This window comes from Vibrio sp. YIC-376 (assembly GCF_052353105.1).
Classification (GTDB): Bacteria; Pseudomonadota; Gammaproteobacteria; order Enterobacterales; family Vibrionaceae; genus Vibrio.
Genome location: NZ_JBBWFK010000004.1, coordinates 111,583 through 122,496 on the forward strand (window position 1 = coordinate 111,583; position 10,914 = coordinate 122,496).

The window sequence follows — 10,914 nt, forward strand, 5'->3', positions numbered from 1 at the left end:
ATGCTTTATAAATATGTTAGATAGGTTATGAATTGTGCCTTTGTTTTCGTATTGCCTTTTATACAATCGATTATCAACTGTATGAAAGTGATGTAATAGTCGGGGCTATATATGGATAAGCTTGAGCTAATTGAACAAAAGATTCATGAGCTGAAAAAGGAGCTTGCTCAACTTGAACAGCAGAAGCAGCGTCTATTGACGCAGGAAGCGATTACCAAGGCACCTGCATGTGAAATGTCACCTCAACAAAAACTGTCTATCTATCAGAGTTATTTTAAAGGTAATGCTCAATTGTATGCACATATGTGGCAGAATCAACAAGGCAGAAGTGGTTATGCGATCGCTTGCGAAAACGAGTGGCATCAAGGTGTATGTGGCAAACCTAAAGTAAAGTGTTTGGAGTGCCCCAATCAAGCATTCAAGCCGTTAGATGATGTCGCTGTGTATGCCCACCTTACTGGTAAAGAAGTTGTTGGTTTGTATCCTATGCTAGCGGACAACACCTGTTGGCTACTCGCGGTTGATTTTGACAAAAGTGATTGGCAAGAAGCCTCTCTTGCGTATGTCGAAGTGTGCAAACTAAAAGGTATCGATTGCTTATTAGAGCGATCTCGTTCAGGTCAGGGGGCACATGTATGGATTTTCTTTGCACAAGCGACTGATGCAAAAGTGGCTCGACAATTAGGGTTCTATTTACTTGATGAAGCCATGAAAATTCATGGCGCTTTGTCATTTGATTCCTATGACCGCCTATTCCCCAACCAAGACGTGCTGCCTATTGGAGGAATTGGGAATCTGATTGCGTTACCGTTACAAAAACAATCTCGTGCAAACGGAAACACGGTGTTTGTTGATCAGTCCTTTACACCATACTCTGAACAATGGGAGGTGCTAGCGTCGATGGGACGACTATCTATTGAGAAAATAGAATTACTTCTCGAAAGCAGAGTGGAGCATCGAAATGATGCCGAGGATGGTGTATCAATTAAGCCCTGGGAACGAACAGTGAACACTAGCGTTTCCATCCCAGACAAGCCTAAGGCGCTGGATATCGTTCTTGCTAACAGATTGTACTTACCGATAAGCCAAGTTCCGAATCCTTTAATCGCCCAGTTTAAGAAATTGGCATCCTTTTCGAATCCTAAGTTTTTCAAAGCCCAAGGGCTGCGTTTATCTACCAACGGAATTGCACGTTTTATATGTTTGGCGGAATTAGATAGTGGTTACTTGTGCTTGCCAAGGGGCTGTTGGGATGACGTAAAGGCTATTTGCTCAGAATTAGGTATTGCTCTCCAAGTAACGGATAATCGTTTTGTTGGCCAGGCGCTAGCAGGCATGACATTTGTTGGCTCTTTGCGCTCAGCGCAAAGTAAAGCGATTGATGTGCTAATGCAGCATGACATCGGTGTTCTTCATGCTCCTACTGCCTTTGGCAAAACGGTAACAGCAATTGGTTTAATACAAAGGCGGGGAGTCAATACTCTTATCTTGGTGCATAACAAGCAGCTTGTTGACCAGTGGCAAGAGCGTTTAAAAGCTTTCACCCAGGGTATCGGTATCGGCGTGTATACAGGAACCAAGAAGAAACCAACAGGACAAGTTGATATCGCGACTTATCAAAGTTTGATAAATAGGAGCGACAATAGTGTGCATTCGTTGGTGAAAGAATATGGTCAAATCATTGTGGATGAATGCCACCACCTTTCTGCACCTCAATACGAACAGGTGTTATCTGAAGCGCATGCTAAGTATGTCGTTGGGGTGAGTGCAACACTTGAAAGGCGAGATGGGCATCAACCGATAATATTTATGCAAGCTGGTAGAGTAAGGCATACCATAAAGTCAGACCGAAACAATCAGTTTGCTCAGGTATTAGACCGCCGAGAGCTGACCCTGGAAGTGCCTTTACATTTATCTTCGAACGAACCTAAACCTCATATTTCTGAGATTTATCGTTGGTTAATGCTTCACCCTATACGTAACGCCACTATTGTCGAGGGAATTCAAAAGGAAGTCTCTAATGGCCGAGTTCCGATCGTGTTAACCGAGCGGAGAGAGCACGCCAATATCATTGCAGGTTTGCTTAATGATGTGGGGATCACACACCAAATATTAGTGGGTTCGATGAAGAAAAAGCAGCAAGCTGAGGTAATGTCGAAGCTAGACAGTACACAAGTCATTGTTGCCACAGGACGTTTTGTAGGTGAGGGTTTTGACCTTCCACGCCTAGACACTTTGATATTGGCGTTGCCTGTGTCTTGGAAAGGATCGTTAATCCAATATGTAGGGCGAATACAACGCGATTACAAAGGAAAAGAGGAGGTGAAAGTGATCGACTATGTTGATGCAAAAATTCCAATGCTGCTCAGGATGTTCAATAAACGAGAAAAAGGGTATCGGGCACTTGGCTTTTTATCAGAATCAATAATCCAAGAGCAATTGATTTAGTCTTGGTTTTACCTCGATATCTAACAGGTATCGATAAACGCTAATGTACTTTACAGAAGTTACTTGAAGTGTAACTTCTGTACAGGTAATGATTGGAAGTGTTGTTTTATTTTTCAGCACTAAGATTTAGACACTAACTTTTAGTGTCTAAATCTTAGTTGACTTTAACTGTATGAAATTGTTTTCTTTTATTGTTTCTAGTTAAGGTTTTTGATTAGAGCAACATCGCTGAGACTAGTGAGAATGTCATTGTGCTATCGTAACTACGGTAGGCATATTTATGAATGAGGTTTATATGACGCACAAGGCTAAAAGTGAATAGCCACCGATTTTATAGACATGCTTAGGTTAGACTTGGACTGCCACCGATCTCCTAGACAAATTTCGCCTATTCGTTTACTTGGCTTTATCCAATTCAATTTATCCGAAGTGCACGATTTTGAACACAGATTTTGAGCACAGATTTTGAGCACCAACTATAACTCGTTTCTGCCCCATTCAAAGTTAGAAACAGGCATCATGCTTGTATCGAATATCTGTTTTGCAATAATTATTCTAATGATACTGTTGATTTTAATTTAATCTTTTATTTATCATAGATTGGATTTTAAGTGTTTGATTTAATGGATAATAAAAATTAATGCAGAAATACATATCTATTATGTGCACATAGTGTATAGTGTCGTCAGCTCAAACGGTGAGCTATTAGTAATATATTAAGTTCAAGATCTTCTCAGTTTTTATTCGATTAAATTCGTCATATCTATCCTGCGATACCTTTTTCTTCATTCCTTATTTAGTAGCTTTCTTTTTAATTCATTCAATGTATCGAGATATATTATGTCAAATAAAACAACTGGCTCAGTAAAATGGTTTAACGAAACTAAAGGCTTTGGATTCATCACTCCTGATAACGGTGGTGCTGACCTTTTTGTTCATTTCAGATCAATTGCTAGCGAAGGTTTTAAAACATTAGCTGAAGGTCAAAAGGTTGCTTTTAATGTTGAACAAGGTAACAAAGGTCCACAAGCTGGCAACGTTACTTTAGTATAAGAATTAATTAAAAGATCTCTTCGTTAGAAGAGATCTTTTTGCTTTAAATTTAATAAGTAGTCCGATGACTCGAAAAACTAATCGAAAGACATATTGGTATTATGTTCTGCGTGAACAGAGACTAACCAAAGGACAAAAAGTTATTTGTTCATTGTAAAATATTGTCTTTATTATGATGAGATTTCTTGGTCTGCTACCATACATCAGTTAAACAGCGATGTACTAAAACGTCATATTCTTCCTAGATTAAATACCAGCCTCTTTGACCTCCGCTTTTCATTTTGTGAACTTGAAAATTCTGGTTGAATTAAAGATTCATACGGGAAGGTTTTGGGGAATTTTTATATCCAAATTAGAGAGGGAGAATAAGCTTTTGAAAAAGCCATCAACGGGTTCTAAGCCTAAAGCGGACAAATGTAAGAGTTCTAGTACAGAAGACAGTGCTGATAGTATTCATAAGATAAGAAAAAAAATTGAAAAGATTTTGTTAGAACGAGAAGAAAAAAAACTTTGGGAACTATAAGGTAAAAAGCGATATGAGAAAACCAGTAAGAAAATCAACCAAAAAAACACAGAAGAATAACTTCGAAGAACGATTTGCTGTTATGGTCAAGGAGTATCAAGAAGCAAAAGAGGTTCTGGAATCTATGACAGAAGGTTCATCTGAGTATAATACTCAGAAAAAAGCCTGCGATAAACTATTTGCAAACGCTGAACGATACATTAATAAAAATTAACTATTTTAAATAGTTTCTTCTACTCTATATAAAATACGTCCAAAATTTTTCTACTAAATACTGCTACCTCTCTTACTCACTCAGTATCAATGTCTTAAGTGTAACGCCGCTGTTAAATATACAGTTATGCAAGAGGGAAAACCAGACTCGTCATAATCAGACGTTGTGAAATTAAAAGATGCTATCAAGCTATCAGAATAAACAGATTACTAAGTTCGGAACTGATTCTTCTTTATTCTGACAAGCCTGTGTCTTAGAAATTCGCAATAGCTGGAATAATCCGTATTTATCTAATTTAGTAAAGTCACAGACACAGAAATGGCCATAACCTTTACAAGTCGGCACTTTCTAACTCAAAAGTGCCCTAAGTCTGTTAGAGGCTGAGGTGTATGGCCTCTATGCTCATATTTCTCTGATGACAATAACGCTAATCTCTAGTTAAACAATTTGGCTATAGCATAGAACGAGAAAGAGTTGCCAGATGGCAACCCTCTACAAACAGGTTATTCATTTTGATAAATTTTTTTAGTGTTTGATTCGAACTTTTTCAACTTAAACCAGATCTTCTTTCGACCATTATTTCTCAAAGTAATTCCTCCAAAACAACACCACTTTCACCATTGGAAATTCTTTGGAGAAGGCTATTAACTTGTGTTTTTTTATTGATTGAAGTTTCTGTATTTTGAATAGCATTATTTTTATTAATTCTATTCTCATTATTAACGATTTGATTAGACACATTATGCCCCTTATAAAATTTAAATTAAGGTGCACTGAACATAGGTATTATTTTTAGGATAGAGAATTAAGGGAGATTACAGTGATAAACTTGCTAGGGATGACGCTGGAAAACTTTCTTTATATTTTATCTTGAAACAACTCTTTGCCAGAGCAACTACCTTGTCACACATATGACAAGGTAGTTAAAATTCAACTGTAAGACTAAATAGTCGTTACATTTTCAGCTTGAAGACCTTTTGGCCCTTTGCCTACAGTAAAAGAAACCTTATCGCCTTCAACAAGCTTCTTAAAACCATCGCCTAAAATGCTTCGGAAATGAACAAATAAATCATCGCCATTTTCTTGAGAAATAAAACCGAAACCTTTAGTTTCGTTAAACCACTTTACTGTACCAATTACTTGATTAGACATATTATGCCCCTTATAAAATTAAAATTAAGGTGCACTGAACATAGGTATTATTTTTAGGATAGCGAATTAAGGGAGATTACAGAGAGAAACTTGCTAGGAATGACGCTGGAAGACTTTCTTTATACTTTATCTTGAAACAACTCTTTGTCAGAGCACGATCTACTATACAGACTTATTTAATTAAAGATACCTTTATTTTCAATTTAGTTAATCCTTGCAAGTTTAAAGTTGTTGTAACAATCTAGCTCAGAATCCGTGGATGGAAGAGTAATGTCCAATTCCTTCTATCTAAAGTACTGCTGTAAAAGGAGCCTAATTGCGTTTTACAATACTAAAAGTTATCCGAAAGCTAAAGCGCTACTGAAACCCTAAACTCATTTATGTCCGTGCGACCTGAAGTCGTATAAAGCGTTGTTCACCACGAAGAGTGAACCATCTGTATCACCAGATGCCCCTAGGAGCCTGAATAAAGCAGCGGCTCTGACAATGTAACGAAGCTTGGTCATTAAACTGAGCGGGAACGGAATCGTGAGAGGACGTTTCTCCTGACAACCACAAGTTGGGTGAGTGCTAGGGGGTCAATATGATGAATGTAATGTGAACCCATTTAAGGCGCGTTATATGATGAAGCAGCGGAAGTGGTTAATACGCTGTAGCCAAAAGGCAACGAGAGTCGGAAAGAGATTGGACATTACTCTTTCGTGGTCATTGCACTCTCCGCACCATTGTGGGCATCTAAGTTGACATTTTACGCGACATACGGAACAGGGTAAGCCTGTATATCTCCCTATGGGAAAGCAGCCTGTGAAGGTTGCCGATAGGTATGCAGGTAAAGGAGGTTAGAAAAAGCGAATGCTACTTTGTAATGAAGTGGATACAGGTTTATATCTGGCGCGAAAGCGAGCTGACTTCTAACTGGTCTCCCGTTGCGAGATAGCTTGAAGAACTTTATTAAAGAAGAAAAGCAAATGATGATTTCGAATGAAATCAGTGCGTCTTCTGACAACGAACCGTGGTTTCTTATTCATTAAGTGACCATAGGGGCAGTTTTAAAGCTTTGAGTGTGTATCGCAAAGGTAATTTTGTTACTGGGTGCTTAACGGTGCCTTTGTGGAGGCTTGAGCCGTATGCAGTGAAAGTTGCACGTACGGTTCTGAGGAGGGAGGCACCTGGCAGCAGGTGCCGCCTATCCGACAGAAGTAAGTTGGGCGGTTTTTTGGGAGTACCCAAATCTGCCTTAATCATGATTCATCACTATCAAGTGCGTGTTTCTGCCAACCCTCTTCAAATCTCGAATGGCAGTCTCTTTACTAGCAATCCGCAGGGAGCGATCTGAAGTTATGGTATTGCTGATAATGTCAATATCATCACGTTTCGTATGTGTGAACTCGATAACGCCGTAAGGTGTCTTAAACTCTCCCTTGCGTCCAGTCGTCATGATCGTAATTCGATCAAGCATTACTTGAGAAATAACACTGTATTCCGAGAGTGCCGATTCTAGAGATATGTAGTTGTACTCTCCTCGTCGCAAGCATTTAGCAATGTATTCAATGGTATAACCGTCCTTATGACGACTGTATGAGAATACATAAACACCGTTGCACACCCGCTCTAGTACTCCAGCTTTCACCAAACGAGGTAAACTTTGCTGGAATGCTGTAAGTGAATCATCAAAAAATAATCTCCTGAGGTCACTTTTTCGGTAAACGTGTATACCTCGCCTGTCAAATTTATGCAGGCGTTCCAATGCAGCCTCAATCTTCACTTCAATGCTCATAAGTAGTCATAAAAAGTAAGTATGACATATATTTTTGTACACTTGTGGTTGAAGATAGCAATTGGTGATCGCTAATACCCTTCCTGAACCCTGATTGGTTTTTCCGAGTTAGGATCCTAACTTGGAATTTGTAGTGATGAATGTGGTTGCTATGAGGCTAAGGAAATGGCGGCACCAATAGTCAAAAGCTGGTCCCTATTCTCGGTTAGGATCCTAACTCGGAACTTATGGGGATGATTATGGTTGCTTTGAGGTGAGGAAATGGCAGCACTAATCGTGAGATGCGATGTTCATTCTCGGTTAGGATCCTAACCGAGAATTTATGGTGATAAATATGTGGTTCTTTGAGGAGGATAAAGGCAACACTAATAGCCCAGATTCGGATATTTTTCATTTTGGGTAGGAGTTTAACTAATTACTATATCTCTAATTTAATAATTAAAAAAACAAAAGATTTATATTTAATAATTAAATGTTAATGTAATTTTTAAATAGTGATTAAAGGTCCTTTACAAAGAGAATATTACTTGATAAATATAATAGTCATTGAATTTGTCTATATATATCAAGAGGGTTGTCGATATGTCTCAAGTTTTGGTTTATTCTAAACGTAATCGTGAAATTAGTTATCTATCTACAAGAGAAGAACGTAAAACTAAGCTTAATGATTTTAAAGTGGTTTACAATGAAATTTCAGATGAAGAAGCATTACTCAGAGCAAATTCTATTAATTTAGATGACAAGAACAATGCTCCAAAAGTTCGTTTGAAAAGAAAAGATATTAAAGAAAGTAAAGAATGTCGAGTTCCTGGTCTATATGGTTGTAACCGTTATAAGTCAAGAAAAAATGAGACATTCAACGTGTTCTAACGTTGTTCTTTTTTTGCACAACGTTAAAGCCTGTTGAATTATGTTAGGCAAGTGGTGAAAGCCTTGAAAATTCCGTTATTAAAGCGGGTGGCAAGTGAATTTGCCAAGATTGGCAATCAATGTGCCAATGCTGGCGTTGAAAGTGCCAGTAGTGGCAGAAGAATTTTCCCCAAATTTTGATTAATTTATCCGATGAACTTCGTTTTTTAAAGTTCAAGCGTTATAGTAAGTCATAACTTTATAATAGTTATAACAGTTATAATAGTTATAACATGAAAAATTAATAAAATAAAATTTATTTTTATTAATTTTATTGCCAAGGAAAATTAATAGTAACTTTGTTTTTATTATAGATGAATTAAATTTAGAGTAATGTTTGTTACTCACGGATATTCATTTATTTTCTAGGTCTTCTTAAGGCAAAGTTACTTTGTCAAAATTATCGACTTAAGTAGTCAACTTTAGCTAGATGTAAACATATCTGTAGTATCAACAAGCATCCGTTTTCTGATACCAGACGGGAATGAAGTGTTTACGGTCTCATAAAGTAGTGTTCGGATTTTTATGACACCTAATCGATTGATGATACCAATTGTGATGCCAAAAGGAGTGAGTAGTGGATAGTATGGGACGGACATTTGCTTATTGTCGTGTATCGACTAGCGAGCAAACAGTGTCAAATCAGATTTTAGCAATTCGGAATGCTGGCTACGATATTCAGGAGCACCGAATTGTTCATGAGACGGTTTCGGGGAGTGTGCCTGCAACTGAACGCCGAGAATTTCGAATGTTGATTGATCATAAGTTGGAGCCAGGGGACAAACTGGTGGTACTCAAGCTTGATCGATTAGGAAGAGATAACATCGATGTTCAGCATACGATTAGTATGCTGTTAGAGAAGGGCGTTACGCCAATATCTCTTGATCTGCCAACCGCTGATCTAAGCTCAGCAGAGGGACGATTGATGCTACAAATGTTCTCAGCATTTGCTGAGTTTGAGCGAAACCGTATTCGGGAACGGACGTTGGAAGGGCAGGCTAGGGCTAAATCTGAGGGTAAGCGGATTGGCCGACCAGAAGCTATCAGTACAACTCAAAAAGTTCAAGAATGTAGATCAAGGGGACTGAGCCAATCCAAAACAGCTCATGCTCTAGGCATCTCCGTCCCCACGGTCAAGCGACATTGGAACAAGAGGTTAACTGAAAGTATTCAATGAAGAACAATGTTCCATGACAATGTAAGATTGAGTTCTGCCAGAAGTCATTACTCGTTAAGAGGTTAACGATATTGCAAGAACCTTGTTCTTGCTTAGCTTATCGAATAATACCAAGTTCTCTCGCCGACATTCAGTAGAAGTCTTATCTTTTGCTAGCTTTGAATAAGCTGCTAATTGATGCATGATAACCATATCGAGAGTGAATTGCTCTTTACTCGGAACAATGTTCTTATCCCAATCTTAAAATAGTAAAGATTGGGTATTTGATTAATCAATAAAAAACTGTGTGGAAGAACAATGTTCCGAATGATAAGTAGGAGGATCTTCCTTTTAATAAGCTAGGCTTCTAGACTTAATTTAAAATTATGAGAATAGTATTACAATTAATAATAAAAAGGCCGAGATAAACTCGACCTTTTTATCCAACGCTTAACCGCCAGTTGGCGCGGAAGTGTAACCATCTATTAGTGGATAAAATAGTGATACATTTACTTGTATTAAACTAATTTTTCTTTAAGCCACCAGTGAGGTGGAAGAAATTACTTTTACTTTTAAAGGTTAAGTAATATTAGTTTAAATATATCTTTAAGCCACTTTCTAGATAGAAGCTCTGCTTCCTGCTACGAGATTTAATATATTAGATTGTTTTTTCTTAATCAAGAGTTTTTTCAACTTGACTAAAAAGTTTTTTATGTATAATGAAAAACATTAAAAACTATATTGAATTAAAGTTTTTTAGTTGAGTGGTTTTAATTGGTATGTATGTTTCATTAACCTATTTGAACACCTAAGTTTGATACTGCGAGAACATTGTTCTCGCTAGGTTCCTAAAAGATGAAAGTTATTCAATTAAATTAGCGAATAAAAAGTCGTGAGTAGAGGGCGAGTGAAAGATTTAGAGCAATGGGCAGTGCCTCTTGGCATTTTCAAAGTGCAGTAGACTCCGCTAGATCCCCATCCCAGAACGCTCTACCTCTTCATGCAGCTCTTTCCAGTCAGGACAATACTTGGCGACTAGTTTCCAAAAGTTTTTGCTATGGCTTTTTTCTACGGTATGGCATAGCTCATGAAGGATTATGTAATCCATAACCTTATTGGAAAACTCCATGCAACGAGGGTGGAACTCCAGAACATTGTTCTCGGTACAGTTAGCCCAACGTGCATCAAACTTTTTTATGTGGAAAGTTGTGGCTTGCATGCCCGTTTTCTGTTGCCAGTAGCGTAAGCGAGAAGCAATTTTTTCTAAGGCTTTCTGTTTGTAGAAACGCTCCAACGCTGGTCTGAATCGCTCACGGCTGACGAAGTGGCCTTCGGGAGAAAGAACTTTAAAACGGCTTTGGTTAAACTTCACTTCTACCGTCGATAACTCTGGCGTAGGGATCACTTCACAATAGAAAGAACGACCACGGTAAGGCGCTCGGCTACCTGTGACGATTTCTTCTTTTAACGGTTGATTGACTTCCGCTAAGCGCTCTTTGATCCACCTTGCTCTATACCGAATCAGCTCTCGTTGCTCGTCCTCAGAGGCACTTGGGCCTCTGAGAAGAACAGTCTTCCCTCTTTCTACAGTAACGTAGTGGTGACTGAGTTTTAAGTCGAGCTTAAATTCCCACTCGATTTCAGTTGTACCGTATTGAAAAATTGGCATATGTTTCTTTCGT

10 protein-coding genes are annotated in these 10,914 nt (G+C 38.2%); 6 read left to right on the plus strand and 4 right to left on the minus strand.

All coding sequences use genetic code 11. The features are described from left to right. Window positions 1–111: 111 nt before the first annotated feature. The 4 genes from WJM94_RS09490 to WJM94_RS09505 all read left to right on the plus strand — a co-directional run bounded on the left by WJM94_RS09490 (window position 112) and on the right by WJM94_RS09505 (window position 4,238). Entirely contained in the window at window positions 112–2,448 is a 2,337-nt protein-coding gene (locus WJM94_RS09490) for a TOTE conflict system archaeo-eukaryotic primase domain-containing protein (protein ID WP_444494011.1), read from the plus strand. Window positions 2,449–3,288: 840 nt separating this feature from the next. Continuing rightward, window positions 3,289–3,501 carry a transcription antiterminator/RNA stability regulator CspE gene (cspE, locus tag WJM94_RS09495; protein ID WP_193290701.1) on the plus strand — a complete coding sequence of 71 codons (213 nt, stop codon included), beginning with the start codon at window positions 3,289–3,291 and terminating at the stop codon, window positions 3,499–3,501. A 373-nt stretch (window positions 3,502–3,874) separates the two neighbouring features. Continuing rightward, window positions 3,875–4,024, plus strand: a complete 150-nt coding sequence (locus WJM94_RS09500; RefSeq protein ID WP_444494012.1) for a hypothetical protein — start codon at window positions 3,875–3,877, stop codon at window positions 4,022–4,024. 13 nt (window positions 4,025–4,037) lie between these two features. Next, complete coding sequence (locus tag WJM94_RS09505; RefSeq protein WP_444494013.1) at window positions 4,038–4,238, plus strand: hypothetical protein; 201 nt, start codon at window positions 4,038–4,040, stop codon at window positions 4,236–4,238. Between the two features lie 583 nt (window positions 4,239–4,821). Here the strand turns inward: WJM94_RS09505 and WJM94_RS09510 are convergent. From WJM94_RS09510 to abiEi, 3 genes are all read right to left on the minus strand, one after another. Then, window positions 4,822–4,977, minus strand: coding sequence for a hypothetical protein (locus WJM94_RS09510; protein WP_241620535.1), 156 nt, complete (start codon window positions 4,975–4,977; stop codon window positions 4,822–4,824). 203 nt (window positions 4,978–5,180) lie between these two features. Next, entirely contained in the window at window positions 5,181–5,390 is a 210-nt protein-coding gene (locus WJM94_RS09515) for a cold-shock protein (RefSeq protein WP_241620538.1), read from the minus strand. Window positions 5,391–6,627: 1,237 nt separating this feature from the next. Then, complete coding sequence (gene abiEi, locus WJM94_RS09520; RefSeq protein WP_444494014.1) at window positions 6,628–7,167, minus strand: type IV toxin-antitoxin system AbiEi family antitoxin; 540 nt, start codon at window positions 7,165–7,167, stop codon at window positions 6,628–6,630. Window positions 7,168–7,749: 582 nt separating this feature from the next. On the opposite strand from abiEi, the gene WJM94_RS09525 reads away from it, so the two are divergent. After that, a complete protein-coding gene (locus WJM94_RS09525) occupies window positions 7,750–8,037 on the plus strand; it encodes a hypothetical protein (RefSeq protein WP_080650566.1) in 288 nt (95 codons plus the stop codon). Window positions 8,038–8,662: 625 nt separating this feature from the next. Beyond that, a complete protein-coding gene (locus WJM94_RS09530) occupies window positions 8,663–9,253 on the plus strand; it encodes a recombinase family protein (RefSeq protein ID WP_065871020.1) in 591 nt (196 codons plus the stop codon). 946 nt (window positions 9,254–10,199) lie between these two features. On the opposite strand, the gene WJM94_RS09535 is transcribed toward WJM94_RS09530, so the two are convergent. Further along, entirely contained in the window at window positions 10,200–10,901 is a 702-nt protein-coding gene (locus tag WJM94_RS09535; protein ID WP_140279075.1) for a M48 family metallopeptidase, read from the minus strand. Window positions 10,902–10,914 lie beyond the last annotated feature (13 nt).

What these genes read in the sequence shown, in the direction of transcription:
- WJM94_RS09535 (WP_140279075.1), bottom strand. Translation starts at nt 10,901, where the DNA reads ATGCCAATTTTTCAATACGGTACAACTGAAATCGAGTGGGAATTTAAG.
- WJM94_RS09490 (WP_444494011.1), top strand. Translation starts at nt 112, where the DNA reads ATGGATAAGCTTGAGCTAATTGAACAAAAGATTCATGAGCTGAAAAAG.
- WJM94_RS09530 (WP_065871020.1), top strand. Translation starts at nt 8,663, where the DNA reads ATGGGACGGACATTTGCTTATTGTCGTGTATCGACTAGCGAGCAAACA.
- WJM94_RS09515 (WP_241620538.1), bottom strand. Translation starts at nt 5,390, where the DNA reads ATGTCTAATCAAGTAATTGGTACAGTAAAGTGGTTTAACGAAACTAAA.
- WJM94_RS09525 (WP_080650566.1), top strand. Translation starts at nt 7,750, where the DNA reads ATGTCTCAAGTTTTGGTTTATTCTAAACGTAATCGTGAAATTAGTTAT.
- abiEi (WP_444494014.1), bottom strand. Translation starts at nt 7,167, where the DNA reads ATGAGCATTGAAGTGAAGATTGAGGCTGCATTGGAACGCCTGCATAAA.
- WJM94_RS09505 (WP_444494013.1), top strand. Translation starts at nt 4,038, where the DNA reads ATGAGAAAACCAGTAAGAAAATCAACCAAAAAAACACAGAAGAATAAC.
- cspE (WP_193290701.1), top strand. Translation starts at nt 3,289, where the DNA reads ATGTCAAATAAAACAACTGGCTCAGTAAAATGGTTTAACGAAACTAAA.